This is a genomic window from Pseudoalteromonas sp. NFXS39 (assembly GCF_040148775.1).
Classification (GTDB): domain Bacteria; phylum Pseudomonadota; class Gammaproteobacteria; order Enterobacterales; family Alteromonadaceae; genus Pseudoalteromonas; species Pseudoalteromonas apostichopi.
In genome coordinates this window covers 379,754-402,350 of the sequence record NZ_JAGDEC010000003.1, presented here as the reverse complement: position 1 = coordinate 402,350, position 22,597 = coordinate 379,754, and the positions used below count along the sequence as shown (strand labels likewise).

Annotated in this window: 18 protein-coding genes; 8 read left to right on the top strand and 10 right to left on the bottom strand. The window is 41.8% G+C overall.

What is annotated here, in order from left to right; all coding sequences use genetic code 11:
* Positions 1-90 precede the first annotated feature (90 nt).
* Both J3455_RS07965 and J3455_RS07960 read left to right on the top strand, forming a co-directional pair.
* A complete protein-coding gene (locus J3455_RS07965) occupies positions 91-2,589 on the top strand; it encodes an EAL domain-containing protein (protein ID WP_130050609.1) in 2,499 nt (832 codons plus the stop codon).
* A 46-nt stretch (positions 2,590-2,635) separates the two neighbouring features.
* Positions 2,636-3,445 carry a DUF2797 domain-containing protein gene (locus J3455_RS07960; RefSeq protein ID WP_130050608.1) on the top strand — a complete coding sequence of 270 codons (810 nt, stop codon included), beginning with the start codon at positions 2,636-2,638 and terminating at the stop codon, positions 3,443-3,445.
* Here the strand turns inward: J3455_RS07960 and J3455_RS07955 are convergent.
* Positions 3,442-5,946 carry an EAL domain-containing protein gene (locus J3455_RS07955; RefSeq protein WP_130050607.1) on the bottom strand — a complete coding sequence of 835 codons (2,505 nt, stop codon included), beginning with the start codon at positions 5,944-5,946 and terminating at the stop codon, positions 3,442-3,444. The two genes, J3455_RS07960 and J3455_RS07955, sit on opposite strands and share 4 nt — an antisense overlap.
* A 78-nt stretch (positions 5,947-6,024) precedes the next feature.
* Between J3455_RS07955 and J3455_RS07950 the strand changes: the two genes are divergently transcribed.
* Positions 6,025-6,318 carry a DUF4144 family protein gene (locus tag J3455_RS07950; protein WP_130050606.1) on the top strand — a complete coding sequence of 98 codons (294 nt, stop codon included), beginning with the start codon at positions 6,025-6,027 and terminating at the stop codon, positions 6,316-6,318.
* Here J3455_RS07950 and J3455_RS07945 read toward each other — a convergent pair.
* The 6 genes from J3455_RS07945 to J3455_RS07920 all read right to left on the bottom strand — a co-directional run bounded on the left by J3455_RS07945 (position 6,315) and on the right by J3455_RS07920 (position 11,254).
* Entirely contained in the window at positions 6,315-7,235 is a 921-nt protein-coding gene (locus J3455_RS07945) for a histone deacetylase family protein (protein WP_130050605.1), read from the bottom strand. The two genes, J3455_RS07950 and J3455_RS07945, sit on opposite strands and share 4 nt — an antisense overlap.
* Before the next feature lie 68 nt (positions 7,236-7,303).
* Entirely contained in the window at positions 7,304-8,851 is a 1,548-nt protein-coding gene (locus J3455_RS07940) for a serine hydrolase (RefSeq protein WP_130050604.1), read from the bottom strand.
* Positions 8,848-9,363 (bottom strand): gamma-glutamylcyclotransferase family protein, encoded by a 516-nt coding sequence (locus J3455_RS07935; protein WP_167659184.1) that lies wholly within the window; start codon positions 9,361-9,363, stop codon positions 8,848-8,850. Before J3455_RS07935 ends, J3455_RS07940 begins: the two co-directional genes overlap by 4 nt.
* A gap of 7 nt (positions 9,364-9,370) precedes the next feature.
* Entirely contained in the window at positions 9,371-9,991 is a 621-nt protein-coding gene (locus J3455_RS07930) for a LysE family translocator (protein WP_130050602.1), read from the bottom strand.
* Positions 9,992-9,997: 6 nt separating this feature from the next.
* Positions 9,998-10,780 carry a hypothetical protein gene (locus J3455_RS07925; protein WP_239976835.1) on the bottom strand — a complete coding sequence of 261 codons (783 nt, stop codon included), beginning with the start codon at positions 10,778-10,780 and terminating at the stop codon, positions 9,998-10,000.
* Between the two features lie 3 nt (positions 10,781-10,783).
* Positions 10,784-11,254: a CreA family protein gene (locus J3455_RS07920; RefSeq protein WP_349561496.1), complete on the bottom strand. Its 471-nt coding sequence runs from the start codon at positions 11,252-11,254 to the stop codon at positions 10,784-10,786.
* A 103-nt stretch (positions 11,255-11,357) separates the two neighbouring features.
* Here J3455_RS07920 and J3455_RS07915 point away from each other — a divergent pair, with 103 nt between their 5' ends.
* Both J3455_RS07915 and J3455_RS07910 read left to right on the top strand, forming a co-directional pair.
* A complete protein-coding gene (locus J3455_RS07915) occupies positions 11,358-11,945 on the top strand; it encodes an outer membrane beta-barrel protein (RefSeq protein ID WP_349561495.1) in 588 nt (195 codons plus the stop codon).
* Positions 11,946-11,955: 10 nt separating this feature from the next.
* Positions 11,956-12,285, top strand: coding sequence for a 5-carboxymethyl-2-hydroxymuconate Delta-isomerase (locus tag J3455_RS07910; RefSeq protein WP_130050598.1), 330 nt, complete (start codon positions 11,956-11,958; stop codon positions 12,283-12,285).
* A gap of 1 nt (position 12,286) precedes the next feature.
* Here J3455_RS07910 and J3455_RS07905 read toward each other — a convergent pair whose 3' ends face one another.
* The gene (locus J3455_RS07905) at positions 12,287-14,416 is read right to left on the bottom strand and encodes a winged helix-turn-helix domain-containing protein (RefSeq protein ID WP_349561494.1); all 2,130 of its coding nucleotides are present in this window, start codon (positions 14,414-14,416) and stop codon (positions 12,287-12,289) included.
* Between the two features lie 330 nt (positions 14,417-14,746).
* Here J3455_RS07905 and J3455_RS07900 point away from each other — a divergent pair, with 330 nt between their 5' ends.
* Positions 14,747-17,767 carry a TonB-dependent receptor domain-containing protein gene (locus tag J3455_RS07900; RefSeq protein WP_349561493.1) on the top strand — a complete coding sequence of 1,007 codons (3,021 nt, stop codon included), beginning with the start codon at positions 14,747-14,749 and terminating at the stop codon, positions 17,765-17,767.
* A 60-nt stretch (positions 17,768-17,827) separates the two neighbouring features.
* Here J3455_RS07900 and zapE read toward each other — a convergent pair whose 3' ends face one another.
* Positions 17,828-18,940, bottom strand: coding sequence for a cell division protein ZapE (zapE, locus tag J3455_RS07895; RefSeq protein ID WP_167659178.1), 1,113 nt, complete (start codon positions 18,938-18,940; stop codon positions 17,828-17,830).
* A gap of 58 nt (positions 18,941-18,998) precedes the next feature.
* On the opposite strand from zapE, the gene rsuA reads away from it, so the two are divergent.
* On the top strand, positions 18,999-19,697 hold the full coding sequence (gene rsuA, locus J3455_RS07890) for a 16S rRNA pseudouridine(516) synthase RsuA (RefSeq protein ID WP_130050594.1): 699 nt from the start codon (positions 18,999-19,001) through the stop codon (positions 19,695-19,697).
* Positions 19,698-19,851: 154 nt separating this feature from the next.
* Complete coding sequence (locus J3455_RS07885; RefSeq protein ID WP_130052246.1) at positions 19,852-21,426, top strand: methyl-accepting chemotaxis protein; 1,575 nt, start codon at positions 19,852-19,854, stop codon at positions 21,424-21,426.
* A gap of 63 nt (positions 21,427-21,489) precedes the next feature.
* Here J3455_RS07885 and J3455_RS07880 read toward each other — a convergent pair whose 3' ends face one another.
* On the bottom strand, positions 21,490-22,272 hold the full coding sequence (locus J3455_RS07880) for a YggN family protein (protein ID WP_349561492.1): 783 nt from the start codon (positions 22,270-22,272) through the stop codon (positions 21,490-21,492).
* Positions 22,273-22,597 lie beyond the last annotated feature (325 nt).

The following is a 22,597-nucleotide window of genomic DNA, read 5'->3' as shown; positions in this document are numbered from 1 at the left end:
CAAACCAGTCTAATTCTAATAAAGCGCAGTTTATCTGCGCTTTTTTAATGCTACACTAATAAGAATATTTACCTAGATAAAGAACTAATTTTGAATAATAAAGCACTGAAATATAACTTTGTTTCATTTCTTATTTTAACAATTTTGTTTTTTATCATTGCCACCCTAGCGGCTCATTTAGCCAGCCCTACCCGCTATACCATTGACAAAACGGCGCCTATTTACAGTAAAACGGCGTATCGAATCGACTACAGTAAATCACTAACTCTGGAGCAGTTTTTAGCAGAACCAGAAAAGCTAAAGCAACGCCCTTTTAAAGATATTGAGTGGGATTTAGCCGAGCAAGATTATTGGCTAAAGCTTGATTTAGAAAACCGTCAAACAAAGCCAGTAGAGCTGTCTATTCACTTTGACAACCCAATGGTTGATTACCTCACTGTCTATCATGTTGATGATAAGGGGCTGCTTATAGATACAACCGAGCTAGGAGATAAAGTAGCTGGGCTCAGTTTGTTCCAATACAGCACACCGCACAGCATTTTAACAATGCAGGGCAACGAGCAAACAACCCTCATTATTAAGATAGATACTGTTGGTATTAGTAAGACACCTATCAATATTTATGGTGAAAAAGAGTTCCAAGATTTACTTCGTTCACAGTCGGGTATTTGGGGGATCTTTATTGGCGTGCTGATAATGGCAGCCCTCTATAACTTGGTATTATTTTTAGGGATTCGTGACCGTGTCTACCTTATTTACATAGGTTATATAATCTCAGCATTGCTACTTATGGGCTCAGTGCTTGGTTTTGGTTTTTATCTATGGCCTTTGTCATGGCAAATGTTTTTTAATGAGCAAGTGGTCTTCAGTAACTATGCAATAGCCTTTTTCACTGTAGCATTTTGCACTATGTTCTTACGCTACCATAAAGACAATTGCCGCCTTTATAAACTCAGTATTAGCTTTTTAGCCCTGCTCTTCAGTCTCAGCCTGATCAGTTTTTTCATGCTGGAATATCATTCTTCAAAAATCTTTTTTGCCATCATGGTACCGCTTTATATTTTATGTATTTGCATGATATACAAAAAGTTAGTGAGTGGCTTTAGATGGGCAAAGTTTTATGTAATGTCTTGGGTGCCACTGATAGTAGGCGCTGCAATTCAACCTTTAGAGCTTACTGGATTTATTCAGTATAGCTTTGCAGTTAGACATATTTTTTTAGTCGCTATTCTGTGTGAAATTGTGCTCATGGCAATGGCGCTGGCTGATCGAGTCCGGTATCAACGTGAAAAAGCGCTGTATCATGCAACTCATACTCAACAAACAGAGTTACTCAATCAAGCTATGCTCAAACAAGCCTATATGGCGATCACTTCAGAGCACAGGCTCGCTAATCTTTGTTTAGTGAAAATAGAGCAATTTAATGCCCTAATGAGCATCCTTAAGCCAAGTCAGAGTAGCCAAATAATTATCACAGTTGCTCAATCCCTAGAGCATCAAATCAATAAAAAGAGACAATTTATTAATTTAGAGTCGGCTTTAGATAATAGCCCAAAAGTAGCTGATTTAGGGAATGGTATACTCGCCTTTATTTCTACCAAAATTCAATCTCAAGTAGAGCTTTATCAAGAGCTTAACAACCTTTGTAAACAGCTCCCTAAACAATATAAAGTGGCAGGCTTAGACCTACAGCTTTACTATCGCTTTAGCATTACCGAGCCGGTTAGTGATGATGGCTTTGATATTTGGCTGCAGCGTGGCTACTTGGGTTTATCACAAAAACAACAAAATATTGACTTTAACGCACCACATATTGATATGGATGTCAGCCTTGCTGCAGAATTACAGCAAGCAATACGAAGCAATACCTTAGCCATTTACTTACAGCCAATTATCAATTTACACAGCGGCGCTATCTGTGGTGCTGAGGCGCTATTACGCTGGCCTACAGCTGGTAAGTATCTCGATATTGAGCAACTGATTTTATTGGCTGAACGAACAGGTTTAATCAATGAACTAAGCTTATGGGTAATTGATCAGGCTTGCCTTGCTGCTGCACAGCTTAATCGACAAGGTTACCGCGAGCATACCATTAGCGTTAATTTAAGTGCGAAAAATCTCGCTATCCCTAAACTCGTCGAAAAAGTCGAAAACACTATCTTAAAACATGGTATTACCGCGGATCAGTTAAAGTTTGAATTAACCGAGTTTGCGCTTATTAAAAACCATGATGAAATGGTCAGCTTTATCAGCGAGCTCAATAAACTCGGGAGTAAGGTAGTACTCGATGACTTTGGTACTGGCTACTCTTCGTTGAACTACTTGGTGAATTATTCATTTAGCACTATAAAAGTAGATAAGTGCTTTATTCTGGATTTAGTGGATAACACAACTAATCAAGTGGTTGTAAAAACCGCCATTGATATGGCCCATAACCTTGATATGAATATCACCATCGAAGGTGTTGAAAACCAAGCTACAGAGAAAATGCTGATCAAAATGGGTGCTGATCAAGGCCAAGGCTATTATTACAGCAAAGCACTGCCGATTAATGAGTATCTAAGCTTTATTGCCTCACAATTTAAATAGGGCGTGTTACACTGCTCTTTTTAACATCTTTAGGGGCCATGTAAAGATGCAAGGTACGATCAGAAAATTAAAGTCGACACTCACCTCTCCTGTCGAATATCAATTACCTATTGGTGATGAGCTAGTTTCGTTAAATGACTATATTGGTAAACCGCTAACACTCACTTTTACTGGCAATATTTTTTGCTGTAACTGCGGTAAAAAAACCAAGAAAAGCTACTCTCAAGGCCACTGTTTCGTGTGTATGCGCAAACTGGCTAGTTGTGACATGTGTATCATGAAGCCTGAAACGTGCCACTTTGATAAAGGTACCTGTCGTGAGCCGCAGTGGGGTGAAGAAAACTGCATGATCCCGCATTACGTGTATTTAGCAAACACCTCAGGCCTAAAAGTAGGTATTACACGCCATACTCAAATTCCTACACGCTGGATTGACCAAGGTGCGACGCAAGCTTTACCTATCTTCAAAGTACAAACCCGCCTTCAATCTGGTTTAGTTGAGGTTGCCTTAGCCAAGTTTATTGCTGATAAAACCAATTGGCGAAACATGCTAAAAGGCCAATCTGAAGCAATTGATTTAAAAGCCGCTGCCAGTGAGCTGATCCCACAAATTGATGCTAAGCTGAGTGAACTTGCTGAACTGTTTGGCTCAACGGCAATTGAAAAGCTCGATGAAGATGTGGTTGAGCTAGACTACCCTGTGAGTGAATACCCAAGCAAAATCAGCTCTTTCAATTTTGATAAAGCACCAGAAGTATCGGGGATTTTAAAAGGCATTAAAGGCCAGTACCTAATTTTTGATACTGGCGTAATTAATATTCGTAAGTTTACTTCTTATGAGATAAGCCTTAATTAATCGCTTTTTTCTGTATTAAGGTAAAAGTCATACCATTGCTGCTTCGCTACGGGACGGCAAAAATAATAGCCTTGAATGATATCGCAGTTAAGTGAACGTAAGTAATTTAACTGCTCTACCTTCTCAACCCCTTCGGCGACAACATGAATACTTAAACTTTTCGCAAGACTAATAATCGCCGTTACTATTTCACTATTACCATACTCATCAGGTACTTTTGCTATAAAGCTGGCATCTATTTTTAACGTATCAATAGGCAGTTTTGTTAAATAACTTAAAGCCGAATACCCCGTACCAAAGTCATCCAAAGTAATATGCACACCTAGTTTTTTCAGCGCCAACAACTCTTGCTTGGCCTCACTAAAGTGGCTTATAAAACAGCTTTCCGTCAGCTCAACTTCAAGCTTGTGTGGGTCAACATCATAACGCTCAAGTAAACGCTCAACATTCGATGCTAATTGCCCCTGACGTAAGTGATTCGCCGATATATTAATTGCTAAGCGCCCTGCTTCAATCCCTTGTTGCTGCCACTTTTCTAACTCTTTACAAGCCTGCTCGATTACCCATAAATCGAGTTTTACAATTAGACCAAGCTCTTCAGCAAGGGGGATAAATTTAGCCGGTGAGATCACGCCAAGATTCGGCTCATGCCAACGCAAAAGCGCTTCAACACCTAAAATTTTACCCGAGTTTAACTCTTGCTTCGGTTGGAAATAAAGCTCAAATTCGTCACATTCAATGGCATTTTGCAAACGGCTCATCATTGCCAGACGTTCTAAAGAGCGCGCATTCATAGCTGGTTTAAATAATTGAAATGAATTACGACCGACTTCTTTGGCGCGGTACATAGCAATATCAGCATGCTTAAGTAATGTGGCGCTATCTACGCCATCATCTGGATAAACTGCTGCGCCAATAGAGGCTGTAATTGCAACTACATGCTCGTTAATAGCAAGCGGCATACTCACTTGCTGTAATACTTGTTCTGCAAAGTTTAATAACGTTTCAACACGATTTACTTCGCATAGTAAAACAAATTCATCACCACCTAAGCGTGCTAAGGTATCCCCTTCAGGTAAGATTGATAAAATTCGTTCAGCAACTTGTTCAAGCAAATTATCACCTGCGTCATGTCCTAAGCTGTCGTTGACCTCTTTAAAGCGATCTAAGTCGATAAACATTACAGCTAAAAGATCATGGTTACGCTTGGCGGTGCTTAGTGCAATGGAGAGCCTGTCATGAAATAAGCGCCGATTTGGCAGGCCGGTCAATTCATCGTAATAGGCAAGCTGGGCAATTTTTTCTTCAGCACGTTTACGCTCAGTAATATCGCTAAAAATAGCTGCATACAGCACCTCATCAAAGTTAGGGTCTTTAATTTGAATGATGGTTAGCCACTCAACAAACTCTTCGCCGCCTTTCTTACAATTACAGATCTCCCCTTGCCACACCCCTTCATATTCAATGGCATGCCACATTTTTTGATAAAAAGAACGACTATGTTTTGTTGAACTTAGAATATTTGGCCGCTTACCTATTACTTCATGTTCAGCAAAACCTGTCAGCTCAGTAAAAGCTGGGTTAACTTGAATAATGGTGCCGTCTTTGCGAGTTAACATGATGCCATCAAGTGAGGCATCAATAATTTTATTTGCAAGAAATAGGTTACGTTGTGACTTTTGCAAAGCAAGATCACGCTGCTCAATAGCACGCTCAAGCTCGCAACAATAAGCCGATTCAATCTCTGTGATCAAATCAGCAAATGAAATCACCCCACAGATCTCATCATCTTTGACCACCAAATGGCGAACATTATGCTCTGTCATAGTGCGATAAGCATCAAATAAACTACTTTCACAATCAATTTCAATTAACGGATAACTGGCATACTGCCAACAGGGATTTAGCCACTCAGTTTGGATTATCAATTCAACAATGTCGCGCTGAGTAATAATACCGTGTACTTCAAGCTCTCGGTTATAAACCAGCACACTATCAAGCCTGCCAGTTCGCATCAGCTGCACAACCTCTTCAATCGGTGTCTGCGCATCAACGACCTCAAGGTCGGTGCGGTATTGCTCATGAATAGGCCTAAACTGTAGGTAGTGGTCCAGACCTTGGTTATGAACGATATCAGAAAGGTTCAGCATACCAGCAGGTTGGTTCTCACTATCCATTACTAATAAATGGCGAATACCATGTTGTTGAAAACGCAGCGTTGCATCACTGACTGAACATTGGTTAGGCACCGTAATAACAGGTGCTGACATCACCTCATGAATGGCAAGATTCTTGTAAGCTGGGCTGCTGATATCAATTTTCAAACAATCAGCTTCAGTCCAAATCCCAACCACGGACTGTTCATGTTGGATAAAAATAGCCGTTACATTGTGAACATGCATCAACCTTACCGCATCGACCAAAGGCGTATGCGCAGGACATGATACCAATTTATGCGAAAAGACATCACTGACCTTTTGATGTCGTCTTGGTTGATTCATAAGTCGACTTTCCTAGTTCTTGCATGAATTGACAATTATAATCATTTCAATATTGGCAACTTTGACACAGGACAATAAATGCACTCATCATTTCCTAAGATTATTTTTTCAGCTAATGAATTAGCATTAGTAGAAGATGAAGCCGATATTGAAAGCTTTGTTTATGGTTTGAGTGAGGAGCAGCAACTCGCAGTTATTATGCTTTTAGCTACAGGGCAGTATGTTAATTTGCAGGGTGAGAGCGTTAAAGCCTTCACTGACGCTGAGCTTGCGACTAAAGTGACTGAGCATCTAGCACAAGAAGGAGTGTGCTGTTTAAGTAAGGTTTCTCGGCTTACACCATCGCAAGCCTTTGCTATGCTGGCAGATTAAGGTGCATCCACCAGCGCTTTAATATGCGCCACAGCACTTCGACCAAGGGCTGATAAGGCATAACCTCCTTCGAGGTAAGAGACAATCCCTTTACAATCTTGCTGTTGGCAAAACTCAGCTAGTTGTGTAGTGAGCCATGCGTAATCATCTTCAACAAACTTCAGGCTTGCCATGTCATCTTCAAGGTGAGCATCAAACCCAGCACTAATAAACAATAGTTCAGGCTTAAATTCATTGAGTTTTGGCAGCCATTGCTCAAGGTACACAGCTTTCAAGTCATTACCATCACTGGCAATTGGCAGCGGTGAGTTCACTAAAGTCGCGTTATTTTCAACCGCAGTATTAGGATAAAATGGGTGTTGAAACAAAGAGCAAAACAACACATTATCATCATCTATAAAGATATCTTGAGTGCCGTTTCCATGGTGAACATCGAAGTCTAGAATAGCGATGCGTTTTACACCTTTGCTTTGCGCATATTTCACGGCAATGGCTAGATTATTAAAAACGCAAAACCCTGCAGAGGAGCTGCGGTTTGCATGATGGCCCGGCGGTCTAACCGAGCAAAAAGCTGCATCTAGCTTATCAGCAAGGATCTCATCAACGGCTAATAACCCGGCGCCAACGGCACGCTCAATCGCTTTCATTGAGTCTGGACACAGCCAGGTATCGCCGTCTAATTCAGCAAGCCCGTCATTAGGAATTGTTTGTTCTACATGGCTGACCAAAGACTCATCATGAGCACGTAAAAAATCGTCGCGGGTAGCTTTTGGAGCTTGTAAATGAGTAATTGCAATATCAACACCGCTTGCTAGCAAACGGTCGGTGATCACATCTAAACGCGCGGGACATTCTGGGTGATCCTCAATCATTTTATGTTTACGACAAAATGGATGTGAGATAACTGCCGTTCTCATAATACGCTCCTTGGATTATTTTCCCCCAGTATAACAAAGCCACCGAATGGTGGCTTTGCGACTTTGGTTTACTTTTTAGCGCGTAAATCTAAATTTCTAAAGTCAAAACTAAAGTCAGTGACCGCCGTTGATACAGCGCGCATTTTCGCACCACTCACTCTGTTTTCTGGGCTCATTTGAAACTCTATGTAAGCATCCGCTTCAAGTAACTTTTCATCCCACTTAACAATAAAGGTATTGCCAGTGTAATGCTCAAGTTGACCTTTTAAGCGCTTTGTATGAGTAAAATCAATACGTAGCTGACCATTTAACTCTTCGATGACCACATCACCATACCAGTTATCATGCAGTGTACCTGTGTAGTTGATGTTTGGTAGTTTCGGTTGATAATCGGCCGGTGTATCTGGTTTTGCATTTGCGTAAGCTTCTTTTTTACCTTCAAAATGCTTTTTCGCAAGATCTTCAACCCAGTCTTTATCTTCAAGATCTAATGCATCTTCTAACACTTCATAAGTTACTGCAGATAACGCACTAAATGCTTGCTGGTTACTAAGAATCACAATACCGAGGTTTTTCTCTGGTAATAATGTCACTTGAGACACCATACCTAAGATACCACCACCATGGCCTAACTTTTTAATGCCGTGGAAGTCTTCAATACTCCAGCCTAAACCATAGCCTCTAAATTGCTGATGGTAAGCTTCATAAGCTCTTTTTGAGGCCATTGACGTAATATGTGGATGCCACATTTGTTGCTGCTGCTTTTCAGTGAATAACTGATCGCCATTTGGCATTTTGCCATGTGCAAGCTGCGTGCGTAGCCATTGGCTCATATCACTCACGCTTGATGCAATCGCACCTGCACCACGGAAGTCTTCAAGGTAGTTAACAAAAAATGGATGTAGTTGCCCATCCATTGGGATATGACCCGTAGCCCAGTTTTTATTACTACTAGGGATACGTGAAAAACCAGCTCGCGAGTTTTTCATATCGAGAGGCTCAAGAATATTTTTCTCAATATAATCATTCCAGCTCATGCCAGAGACACGCGCAACCACCTCACCTGCTGTCACAAACATTAGGTTGTTATACGCGTATTTACTGCGAAAACTACTTGCCGGTTTCAAATATTTTAGGCCTGCGATGATCTCATCAATCGATTTGTCGGTATCTGGCCAAATCATTAAATCACCTTGCCCTAAACCCAAACCGCTACGGTGGCTTAATAAATCGCGAATGGTCATTTCGCGCGTAACATAAGGGTCATACAAGCGAAACTCAGGTAGATGATCAATGACTTTGTCATCCCAGCTTAGCTTGCCTTCATCAATCAATTTAGCTAACGCTGCTGCGGTAAATGCTTTGGTGTTTGAGGCTATACCGAATAATGTGTCTTTATTTACTTTTTTACCGGTATCAAGGTGAGATACACCAAAACCTTTTGCTAACACGACTTTATCATTTTCAACAATCGCCACAGCCATACCCGGTACATCAAAACGTGCCATCGACGTTTCGATCACTTTTTCGATTTTCTTAGTATCAATATCAGCATAGCTGTAAAACGAACAGCTTGATAACAATGCCGCTGCAACGGCTAATTTACGGAGTTTCATAATATCCCTTGGTGATTTTTATTGTTGTGAATAGCGAACTCTTTCGCTGCTCGGGTTTTATCTGGATCATCGCAACTTTGTCTTGCGAGTATTGCTTCACTGTAATGATTTGGTACACCTGCTTCAAGCGCTCCGCGATGAACATGCTGAAGATACCAGTCGAATGGAAGTAAAGACTCATCAAGGGTGTTAGCAATATAACAATGCGCAGCGAGTTGCTCGCCATCAATTAGCTCAACGGTGATATCTACACAGTCATAACGTGGCCCTTCGATATCATCAAGAATCGACTTTTCCGCTTCGTTAAGCTGATAAACAACGCCATATACCAAGGTATCTGCTTGCGCTGTTTTACGCACGCTGCATTTTGCAGAACCATCGGTACTCACCATATCAAAAGTCAGCTCATAACCCTTTAAAATGGCTGTGCCCACCCGTTTTGCTCCAGGTAGCCTTGCCAGCAATCGACTCGATGACATATTTGAACCAAATGAAAAGTTATACAGCGCCATACTCACCTCACACAACAACGCGAATAGCTAAGGCAATTAAGATCACCCCAATGCCTCTATCAAACCAATATCCGCTTTTTAAGAAAAATGCTCTCACCGATGTTTTTGATAACACCAATGATAAAAATGAAAACCACAACCAAGTTGCCATTGCCATATATACACCATATCCAGCTTGCACTAAAACTGGTGTTTCAGGACTAATCACAAGAGTAAACAGCGACATAAAAAACAGCGTTGCTTTGGGATTAAGGGCATTAGTAAAAAAGCCGCGTCGAAATGCTTTATACACAGATTCAGGCTCAGCAGGTGCAAGAGTTTGCTGCTTACTATCGTTGGGTTTTGCACTGCGTAAGGCTTGTACACCTAAGTAAGCCAGATAGGCCCCCGCAACGTATTTTAAAGCCATAAATAAGCTTGGTGACTGCGATAATATTAACGCCACACCTAATACACAATAAGCAATATGTAACAGAATAGCCGCACCCACACCGGCACTTGTCCAGAGCGCATTTTTACGACCTTGTTGAATACTTTGTTTTAGTACGATCGCAAAGTCAGGGCCTGGACTTGCCACTGCAAAAAAATGAGCAATAGCAATCAATAAAAACTCATCTAAATACTGCACGAAAAATTATCCTACGGCTTGCTCATCTAGAGCCAACAGCAAAGGATTTGCACTATTACTAATCAAAGCGTTAATTTGCTTTTGCGCTTTTTTATATTGGCTGCGTAAATGGGGCTTTAAAAACTTTTTCGACTGACTGTCCCCTTTAAAGTGCGTAACCAGCGCATGCATAAACAGGGTCTGTGGTTCAGTCAGCGCCGCTTGGCGATTGGCATAGGGGTTATAACCGCAGCCACAGCCACCTTTAAATTGATATACCGTATTGCTCATCATTACCCCAAAACCTAAATAGCATGCTAACGCATCACTTGCTTGTGGTAAGTACTCTTTACCGCCAGGAGGTAATACACCCACATGGTGAATCAAAATAGTGGCTAAGGTTCCTGCAAAACTTGCGACTAAATCTTGTGGTTGATTTATTTGGTTTGGGTTAAACGAGATATTCACCGGGTGATTTGCCGGTACGATTAAACTTGCCTCGCTACCGCGTAAATTGTCTTGGAATTCAAAGTGCGGAAACACCTGTGGAGTCAGCCCTGATGGCGCAACTAAGTTAATTGGCCACGCCTTCATACCCGCATAATCAACAACTCGACTAAATACCTTTTCAGCCATTTCACTGACGCTCGACACCCTATCTGGAAAAAATTGTCCGTTGGGTAAAATAACTTGGGTATGCTTTAAAAAATAATCACTATCAAAATGCTCAACCGCCCATAAAAAGGTATCAATTAACCATTGCTGCTCTTGCTCATCAATTAACGGGGCTGATTTAAATAACGCTAACATAAATTACTCTTGTGTTTGTGCCCATTGCCATGCATCCGTGTTGTAAAGGGGCACGGTAGATAAAGCGTGATGATGGCTGCCACTTGACTCTTTGGTTGAATAAGACAAATACAAAAGAGTGCGTGTAGGTGCATCATAAATACGACGTACTTTTAACGATTTAAACAAAATACTTTTCGATGATTTAAATACCACTTCGCCCGATTTACTGCGGTCAATTTGTTGCAATTGGTCAGCTGTAATGGGGCCTGTTTGACGACAGGCAATAGACATATCGGATGGATCAGCAAAATCAAGGTTCGCTTCAATATGGCTTATGTGGCAAGTAACACCGCTGATCAGCGGATCTTGTTGTGATACCACTTTAATATCTTTGGTAGTGAATAACCCTAAACTTACCGAAGCAGCATCATCCGAGCAACCGCTCAACAAAACTAGTGGCGCAGTCAAAGCAGCTAATTTTAGTAACTTCATCCTAGTGTTCCTTATTAAAAAGCGATAGTTGTCCGTTTACAACGATTTGCTTGCTATGTTTCAATACTATCTCAAAATATCTTCAACAACGAGCATCTAAACAATGAAAAAATCGTTTGGTTTACTGTGTTTCATGTTCTTAAGTAGTACAGCTCATGCTGGCTACTCTATTAGCGCTGGTTTTGGCAAAAACTTTACTAACTCGGTGCAAACCGAAGAAAACCTTAAAATTGAGCTTGAGGATGACAGCCATTTTACTGTCAGTCTTGATAGAACCATTGATAATGCTCGTTACGGGTTCTTTTATTCAGCAACCGAACTTGATATGAAAGACCAAACCAACAAGCAAATCGAGATGCAATATCTGCTATTTCAAAGTGCCGTAGAAGTGCCATTGGCTGACCGTGTGGTTGGTTTTGTTGGCGCCCAAATTGGCGCAAACTACGTCAGCACTGACTTTGCCGATTCTGATACATTTTTTACCTCGGGCCTTTATGCTGGCGCTGATTATTTATTTACTGAACAAGCTCGGGTTTATGTTGAAACTCGCTGGCTGGCAACTATTGTAAATAATGCAAGCAATGTATCGTGCACATTGCCAACATCAGAAGACAATCAATGTCTATGGCACTTTGATGGTGATGTGTTAAACCAATTTCAGACAAACATCGGTTTTAGTTACCGCTTTTAAGGAAAACCCTATGCCGCACATTGTTATAGAACACTCAGAAGACTTGCCAATTCTGCCACAAGTGTTAGTTGAAAAAGTTCACCAAGCCGTTTTTGACTCTGGCTTATTTGAGCTTTCGACCATAAAGACTCGTGCAATTGCTTATCAGCATTACGAATTAGGTGAAGGCAAAGATGGCTTTATTCACATCGGCGCATCAATCATGGCAGGCAGAACCATAGAGCAAAAGCAAATGCTCAGTGAGCAATTGCTAAGTTGCTTAAAAACATACTGCCGCCGCTCGTATAGTTTAAGCGTTAATATTTACGATATGGATGCTGATATCTATCGTAAGTGTTAACTCACTTAGGTAAATAGGCTGCAGGTAAGCGCTTGATTTCTGTCTCTGGCGATAGGTATGCGGTGTAAACCAACCAACGCTCATTGGGTATGTAGGTCAGACCCGATGAGCGGCTATAAGCTCGCTCAGGTAAAGCAATTAAATCATGGTGCTGCTTACTCGCTAAGTCATAGTAGCTTATGCGGTAATCACCTAAGCGCTCTTTATAATAATAAATACGCCCATCATGGTAAGCGTTTTTTGCCACCAGCAACCATGCATAATTGCGCGCCAATTTAATATCATTCACAAGCATTTCTTCAACACCCGTCTCATGGTGTTTAATCCAAATAGCATGGCGTGAATTAGTAAATAAAATATCACCCGCTTGTGTTTCAACGCCGAACTGCGCTGGTACATCAACGGCTTTACCTAGGCTTCTTCCTGTTAAGTCATAACGGTATAGGTAGTCGCCATCAGAGACTAAAATATGCTGGCTATCAGCGCTAAACTTGGGTTTAACAGCATGACTAAATGGCAGCTTGATTTGTTGGCTTTGCTCTACTTTGAAATCATAAAAATACAAGCGGGTGCTGCCATTATCGTACAATGAAAACAAAATATAGCGTCCATCGGCTGACCAAGTTGGATCACGAATTTCCCCAGTATTATGTGCAAAGTCAGTAAGCTGCTTTCGCGAGCTGCTATCGGGGTTTACAATCCAAAGCTGCGAACTGCCCGATTCATTCGACACATACAGCAGTTTATCTTGCTGCTGATTATATTCAGGAAATAGCGAACTAAAGTTGGTCGACAGCATAGAAAACGGTGAGCTGGCTACTTGCTCGTCTATTTTCAAACGCGTGATCACTTTATCTAAATCCCATTGATGATAATAAACACTGCCATCGCTACTGTAATTAGGCGAGCTCATACCAGCGATTTGCGTGTTAATTAGGGTTTGATCATTAATATCGTAAAAATAGCCATAACGTTTGCCGCCTTCAACTGCGCTAAACGCCAATTGCTCTTTAGATGGATGCCAATCCACACCATGAATATCAACAAAGTCATGAGTTAAGCGTTGGCTTTGCCCTGTCTTTACATCAATTAAAAACAGCGCTTTTTGGTTGTTTTTAACAGTACGAGTAACCACAACTCGCTGAGCACTTGGCGAAAACGATACCGACTCATACACAGTTTCGCAGTCATTATTGCAAGGAATAACCGTTTCACTTGTTTGTTTTGCCTGTAAATCGAGCAGCTTAATACGAGTTACATAATCACCTGACTTACTGGTGTGATCAGCAATGTAAGCCAAGGTTTTACCATCACTACTGATATCAAGATCTGGGGCATATTTATTACTGCACTCCCCTAATACAACACTGGTAGCATTAACCAAAGACAGCTTTACAATTTCACAGACATCTGACGCCATTCGGTAATAGTACAACGTGTTTGCATCTGGGCTAAACACAGAGCGGCCTTCAGTATAGGGTGAGTCTGTTAATTGCTTAGCAGGATGCTCAGGAAAATGTAAATCGCGTAAATATAGGTTATTTGGTTTACCAAGCTGACGCCACGAATACACTAAATAATGCTGATCATCTGAAATTGAAGGGTAAATCTCACGACCAGGGCTTGCCGTAACACTTTCGATGCTATTGAGCGGTAGCACAAAGCTTGAATTTGTTTGTTCTGAAGGCGAAGAAAACAGCCAATACATCACTGCTAGGCTAATTACACATAAAGCTACGAACAGCTGGCGAATCTGCGCAGCAGTGATACTTAAGGGACCAGGTTTATCTTTATCAGCTGTATCTATTGGCTGAGGCTTTAACAAAACGCGATAGCCAGTTTTTCGTAATGTCTCTATGTAAGTTTGTTCTGGGTCGAGCTCTTTAAATGCTTTTCGTAAATGCCAAATAGCATTCGTTAAGGCTTTTTCACCGACATAAAAATTGCCTTCCCATACATGATTGATGAGCTCTTCACGCGTGATTGGTTCGGGGTAACGCGCCACTAAGCAGGCTAACAACTCAATAAACTTAGGCTGCAAAAGTTGTTCACTACCATTGCAGATCAGTTTATTTTCGAGTGGGTTAACAATACATGAGCCCAGCTGATAAACGCGATTAGATGTTTCCATTTACTCTAAATAAAACCCCATTTTAGAAGTACAGCAGTATAAAGCCCTATCAATTTATCGTAAAAGTGGTTCTTTCACCAGCTTTAACGTTGCAAAACAGTTAACAATGGCCACTTCTTAAGCCACTGATTTTAAATAAATAGATATTCAATAGATGTAAAATAGAGACATAAACGAGCCACCTAAGATTGTAGTTAAGTTCACATTCCTATAAAAATTTTTACGTCAATACCGACCAACCAGAGTGTTGCTCACTGTAAATTTTAACTGCCCTTAAAAAGAGCATCACTCTGGTTCTAAAAACTAAAAATAAAACAACTAGGAACGCCTGTGAGAAATCTACTAACCAAACCTTGTGCTATTGCACTTGCTGTTGCCAGTGGTTTTAGCCAGCATGCATTTGCCAATGAGGCTGAGATTGCCCGCCCTGCCAACACCACTCCAGCAGCTAATGCACAAACTGAAGAACCTGAAAAAATTGTTGTAACAGGTTCACGTATTAAACGCGATAGTTTTTCAATTCCAACACCGTTGGTCACAATGGACCGTGAAGCCATTGCCGATACAGGTTTAACCAACTTATCAGATATTCTTGTTGATAACATGCCTGCACTGAGTGAGAGCATAGGTAACACCACCAGCCAATCAAGTGTTTCAGCAACAGGGTTATCTACAGTACAACTACGAGATTTAGGTGCTAATCGTACACTAACACTGATTGATGGTCGCCGTGTTGTTTCAAATAGCTACAGCGGCAACTATGTAAGCTTAAATACCATTCCGAGCGGCATGGTTGAGCGTGTTGAAATAATCAGTGGCGGTGCATCTGCAACCTATGGTGCCGATGCTGTAGCGGGTGTGGTGAATATTATCACCCAATCAAAAAAAGAAGGCTTTGATTTTAAAGCGAACACAGGTGAAACCACCGATGGCGGCGGTAAAGAATTTACCCTTGATTTAAACTACGGTACCTCATTTGCTGAAGATCGCGGTTACGCCTATTTCAGTGCCAACTGGGACCGTGATTTCGGTATGACTTTTTACGATCGTAAACGCGCACAAATTGAAGATAGTTACGATTACGATCCAGATCGCATGTGTAATGTAATGCAAACAGCAGATGGCGATCAATGTATGCGCGACATCACGCAAGCTGACTGGGTAAGCAAGAGCGACGGCATTCCGGGCGGTGTGTTCTTAGAACACAGCCGCAACGACACACAGTTTTGGTATGACGGTCAAACCTTACGTGATGATTGGAAAGGCAATGAAGAAATTTATGGTATTAACTCAAATCAATACGTGATGCTTGATGTTCCGAGCGATAACGTATCTGCTGCAGTTAAAATTGATTATGACTTAACTGACGATGTGATGTTCTACGCGCAAGTTCAATACAGTGAAAGTGGCTCATTTAACAATAAGTCGCCTGAAGATGAATACGAAGGTGCCTATGTACCGCGTTACGACCCTACCACGGGCGAGCCACTTGCAGATGTGGCACCGGGTTATATTCCAATCGACAACCCATATGTGCCGCAAGAAATTCTCGATGCCAACCCATATAAAGATCGCATTTATTGGGATCGCCGCTTTAGCGAAGTCGGTAATATCAGCACAGATAATACCCGTAAAACTATTCGTAGTTGGGCAGGTCTTCAAGGCACGTTATTTAACGACGAGTGGGACTGGGATCTATCAGCAAGTTATGGTCGTTTTACCCAGCACCAAATCCGCAGCAATGAATTAAATACCGTAAAACTTAATCAAGCCTTGCAAGCTGAACAGTTAGCAGATGGCACCATTCAATGTATTGATGAAGCAGCTCGCGCTGAAGGCTGTGTGCCAATTAACTTATTTGGTGAAGGCTCTATCACCGAAGAGATGGCCGCTTGGATCCGCACCAACCCTATTATTGATACCGAAATAAAACAATATGGCGTGGTCGGCTACGTAGCGGGTGATTTATTTGAATTACCAGCAGGCTCTGTATCCGCTGTATTTGGTGGCGAATATCGTAAAGATAGCCAAGACCTATCAACCAGCGACGACATGAAAGCTGGTGGTATTACCTTCAACTATGTACCAAATTTTTATGGCGAAGTTGAAGTCTATGAAGCTTTTGCAGAACTTGCGATCCCGCTGTTAAAAGATGCTCCTTTAGCAAAAAATTTAAGTGCAGAAACTTCATTACGTTTAGCTAACTACAGCATGGAAAACGTCAACACCGTTGCCAGCTACAAGCTAGGTGTATTTTGGGAACCAATCGAAGGCTATGCATTTAGAGCAAACTTCGCTCGCGCTCAACGTGCACCAACGATCACTGAACTTATGTCACCAGCACGTGGCGATTACGACAGCTATGATGATATTTGTGACGGTTTAACAGCAACATCAACTAAACCAGGTCACGATAACTGCCGTAAAGAGCCAACTTTAGCAACACAACTTGCTGCTGATCCAAACTTTGAATTCAGCGATGAGAACAACAGCTATTCTCCAGGGGCAGGTAACGAAAATCTAAAAGAAGAAACCGCTGATACTTATACATTTGGTGTGACAGTGGCTCCTGCCTTTATAGAAAACTTTAATCTTGCCGTTGATTACTACGATATTGCCATTGTTGATGCGATTTCGCAGATCAGTAATGAAAACATCATGCGTGAGTGCTACAACTCAGAAGCTGCATGGGGTGAAGACAACGTATTTTGTAATGACATTACCCGTAATAGCGAAGGTAACATTATCAAAATTCTACAGCGTCAATATAACCTCGATGAGCTAACTGCACGTGGTTACGATGTGGTTGCACAGTACAAACTCGACTTAGATAACCTAGGTCAGTTGTCGTTTAAACTAGATTACAACCATGTAATTGAAAACTCGCAAACCTATGAAGGCCTTGATGGCAGCTTAGTGACTAGCCATTACGCAGGTTACGGCAGCAGCAAAGATAAAGCATCAATGTCACTTACATGGCGTAACGATAACTTGCGTATTCGTTGGCGTACAAATTACCTAGGCTCGTTTAAAGCAAGCCAGAGTCTTGAAGAAGATTACAATGAGTATCTTACTGAAAACGATGCCCGCTGTGAGGCTGGTGAAGATACCTGTATCAGTAACCCAGAAAAACTTGCCTACCAAGATTATGGTTCGTTCTTAAAACACAGCCTTTCAGCGTCTTACACTCTATCACTTGGTAAACAGAGCCAACTGCGCGTATTCGGTGGTGTGAATAACGTGTTCGATAATAAAGGTGATTTTTATCCATATGGCCGTGGTAACTACTATAGCGCATACGGCGGTGGTGCAGGTCGCTACGTGTATGTGGGTGCTCAATATAGCTTTTAACCGTTTCATATGAAGATCCCCAGCTAGGCTGAAATCAAAGGCGCATTTTTATTGCGCCTTTTATCTTTTCCAGCTTTGCATCTCAACTAATCGAGATTCAGTTCGCGCATATTCAAATGCCAGTTTTTGCCCTTGATATAAATCGCTAATACCCGCCTGTGCTGAGATCACCAGTAATCGACTACGATCATAAAACTCATCAACTAAAGCAATAAAGCGCCGTGCTTCATCATCTAAGAAGTGTTCTTGTAAGTCTTGCTTTTCTCGCTGATAGCTATCTTCAATGCCATGCACAATTTGTTTGCCCGTTGCCCCGCGCCCCATTACTGGCACATTGACTAAATAAACTCGCTGAAACTGCTCTGCCAAATAAATATAATCCGCCGTGCTTCTGGGTCCTGAGCAAAGCGTCATAAAATCAAACATAATGGCGTCTTGAGCTTGCATTACACAGCTAAGATGGCGATGGCAAATCTCTATCATTGATTGCCTTTGTATTACTTGCTCTTGTTTTAAAAAGCGCTCTGTTAGGGCATCTTTGTTATTAATAAAATAATGTTCGGTTTGTTTACCAAAGCGAAAGCGATGATCTGTGTCGCCTTCAACACTGAAAATATGGCAATGCTCATTTAATAAATCGATAGTGGGTAAAAATCGTGCTCGCTGTAAACCGTTGCGATATAACTGCTCAGGTTGGCAGTTTGAGGTCGCGACTAACACGACTTGCTGCTCAAACAGGGCTTTGAATAAACCACCCAAGATCATAGCATCACCAATATCAGAGACAAAAAACTCATCGAAACAAATCAAGCGAATGTGCTCTGCCCACTCTTTAGCAATCACCTTTAGAGGATTTTTTTGCCCTTGCAGCTGGGTTAGGCGCTCATGCACTTGCTTCATAAAATGATGAAAGTGCAAACGCTGCTTAGCTTCAATATTGACCAACTTGAAAAACACGTCCATCAACATGGATTTACCACGTCCTACTGGGCCATATAAATAGACCCCTTTTATTGGCTTTGCGCTTTGCCACCAATGTCTTGGCGCAGCCAGTTCTGTGGCTAGATTATCAAGAGCATTAATCGCTGTGCGCTGGGCACGGTCTTCTTGCAAATCACCTTTGGCTATTTGCGCTTGGTAATACTGTAATATTTGTCCTTGCTGTACTGTCATAGGTAACTAGTATCCGCTATACTCGCCGCCATTGTAGCCGACTAAAAATGTGATCCCAATGAAATTTCCATGCCGTTTAGATAAATTTATCAGCCATATTGCCGAGTTACCTCGCAGCAAGACCAGAGCAGGTATTAAACGCAAATACGCCACTGTTAATGGTGAGGTGATCACCTCATTCGATTTGTCTGTAACACAAGATGATGATATTCGCTGGCAAGGCGAGCCGCTGGTCTTTTTAGGCAAGCGCTACTACATGCTTAATAAGCCAGCGGGCTATGTGTGTGCTAATAAAGATGACCTTCACCCGACTGTATTCGATTTACTTGATGAACCAAACATGAGCGACTTTCATGTTGCAGGTCGGTTAGATATCGATACTACAGGTTTAGTGATCATTACTAATGACGGCGACTGGTCACACAAAATTACAGCCCCAAAGCATAACAAGTTCAAAACTTATTTAGTTGAAACTCAAGAGCCTATTGATGAAGAAGCAATTACAGCGTTAGAGCAAGGGGTGCAATTGCACAACGAAAAAGAGCTAACCCGCCCTGCTATTGTTGAAAAACTTGCAAGCTATAGTTTACGCCTTTCAATTTGCGAAGGTAAATACCATCAAGTTAAACGAATGCTTGCCGCTGTAGGCAATAAAGTTGTTGAATTACATCGTGAAAAAATAGCGGATATCACCCTCGATGAAAGCCTTGCAAGCGGTGAATATCGTGCTCTTACAGAAGCCGAACTCAAGCTCTAAATAGGTACTTGAGCAAAAGTCATGATAACGCTGTCATTTTTCCTTAATAAAACCAGACAAACGTGGTAAAAGTTAACAGGGGAAATAATAAAGGAGGCTGACTGTGTTATCAGGACTAGCTTTAAAAACAAAAATCACCTTATTTGCTATCGCTATGTTTATTGCGTTATCTGCGATAGCTTTACTTGGCTTACAGTCTTTACGCCATGCTAGCGAAAGCGACAACATCGCGCGTATCAACCAGCTCATGAAAAGCACTACCAATATTGTTGAGCAATTTGAGTTGATGGTTAAAAACAACCAACTCAAAGAAGCACAAGCAAAGAAACTTGCTATTCAGGTGCTGCGCGAAAATAAATACCACGACTCAGAATACGTGTACGTCGTCGACAACAACTTAAATTTTGTCGCTACCCCACACGACCCTGAGCTGCATGGCACCAGCTTTAATGATTTTAAAGACGCCAGTGGCAACAGCATCGGCCGTATGGTCGAAAATTTAGTGGGTAACACAACCAATAAAATTATCACCTATCATTGGGATTCAGTGCGTGATGGTGAAACGGTAGATTTAACGTCTGTAGTTCAAAAAACACCGCTGTTTGGCTGGTATGTTGGTACTGGCATTAGCGCTAAAGAAGTTGATGAACGTTATTGGAATACCGCTAAGTGGTTGCTGGGCCTTTCCATGCTTATTGCCATTGCGCTGACTTTTGCTATTGCTCGCTTTGGTTCATCGCTGACTAATGCCTTAGGCGGCGAAATTGATGAAGTAATTGGTATTGTTAAAAACGTCTCTCGCGGCAACTTAAACTCACATATTCGCCAAGATGCTCCTCCAGAGAGCATTATTGCTGCCATGCATTACATGCAGCAAGGTTTACGTGGCGTTGTTGGCGGCATTAAAGGCGTTACAGATAGCTTAAAGAATCAAAGTGTTGATAACGAATCTCGCTCTGTTGAACTCGATAAACTGACTCGTAGCCTTAATGAAGAAACTCAAATGGTTGCTTCAGCAATTACCGAGTTAACAGCCTCAGCGCAAACGGTTGTTGAACATGCCGAACAAGCAGCCTACTCAGTGCAAGAAGCTGAGCAGCAAGGTCAAAGTGCAAGCCACTTAACCAGCGAGGCTGCTGACACCATCGCGCTTTTAGAGCAGCAAATTGACAGCGCTGGTAATAATATTCAAGTACTCGATGATGAGGTAAATAACATCGCAAATGTACTCAGTGTTATTCAAGGTATTGCCGAGCAAACCAACTTGCTTGCGCTTAATGCTGCGATAGAAGCCGCCCGTGCTGGTGAGCAAGGGCGAGGCTTTGCTGTAGTTGCTGATGAAGTGCGCGGACTTGCCCAGCGCACGCAAACCAGCACAGAAGAAATTCGTAATATGATTGGCAAACTGCAAGCAGCAACCCAAGATGCCAAATCATCAGTGTCCCTAAGTATGACAACCAGCGAACAAACCGTTGAAAAGTCGAAAAAAGCGAATGACGAGCTAAAACGGGTAGCAAGCTCACTCAGCGCCATAGCACAAATGAGCCATCAGATAGCTATTGCTGCGAAAGAGCAACTAGATGCCGGTGAAGACACAGCCAAACGCATCGTAACTATCTCAGACACGGCTTCACAAACGGCTGATGTATCTAATCAGGCTCATACAGCAACCGATTTGATCAAAGGCCTTACTAACGATTTAGAAACTGAAACCGCTAAATTCAGTTAACCTTCGCTAACTTAAAACGAGAAAGCCCAGCAACTGCTGGGCTTTCTCGTTATAAAATTTGCACTAAGACTTTATTTGCACCAAATCAAAATCGGCCATACCAGGCACCATTTGTTGTAAGCGTGATTCAGTGACATCTAACGAGTTCAAACACTCACAGTACTCAGATGCCTTCATCTCTAACTGCTCTGCTTTCTTTTGCAGTGATTTATCAATTTCTTTTGAGATGATATCCATACGCTGCCCCATATCATTGATACGGTCTTCGATATTACCTTCGCGCGACTTAAAAGCATCCCCTAGCGAGACTAAAATAGCGCCAAGTGAACCGTGAACTGCAGAGTGAATTTTTTGGCTGATTTCTTTGGTAAAAAAATCATCGATTTTCGACAGCGACTGCGGGGCAATAAAGAAAAAGTCATCACCACGCTTAAATTTATCCATTAATGCACGTTCAACATATTGCAGCTGAGTTTTTAGCACTTCAGGCTCTTTGTCTGACATGCCCTCAACAACTTGCTCGATGGCACTTAAGCCAAGGTTTACACCATCTGTTGCCAGGTCAACAAGTTCAGGGACGGTTTGTCTGATCCCTCGGCTGAACTGCTCAACGACTTTGCTTTCTTCGAGACTTAAATCAACCCAATAACCTCGTATAAACAATTGGTTATCGTTGTTAATTTGCACGCGAGTTTGACCCTTATCAACAATACGAATGACATCATCGGTAATGATTAAGCCATGGCTTAGCTCTACATCACATTGTTTTTTTTCTAAGGTTGCGTAGCTGGAAAAGCTAGAGAATGTAATGGCCGCTGCTAACAACGAGCGAGAAAAGAACGCCATATACACCTCAAAAAGACAAAAAAGGAAGGCCGCTAGATTAGCAAATATCCAATTTTATGCAAGTAAAACGCCTAGCTATGCTAGGGCGTGTTGACCTTTTGTGATTAATTTTGCAGCAGTGTGTTTGGTATTTAGGCAAGGCAGAACCTATGTAGTGTGGTTGTTCCACATAAATAGGTGATAACGCAGCATCAATGCCAAACACGCGCTGCCCTTCGGGTTCTTCCTAGGGGCGATTAACTCTTTGTTGCTCGATTTTTACTTAGCCCACTAGGTTACAAATCTCGCGCCGCGATTAAATCGCCCCTAGAGTGAACAAATTTTA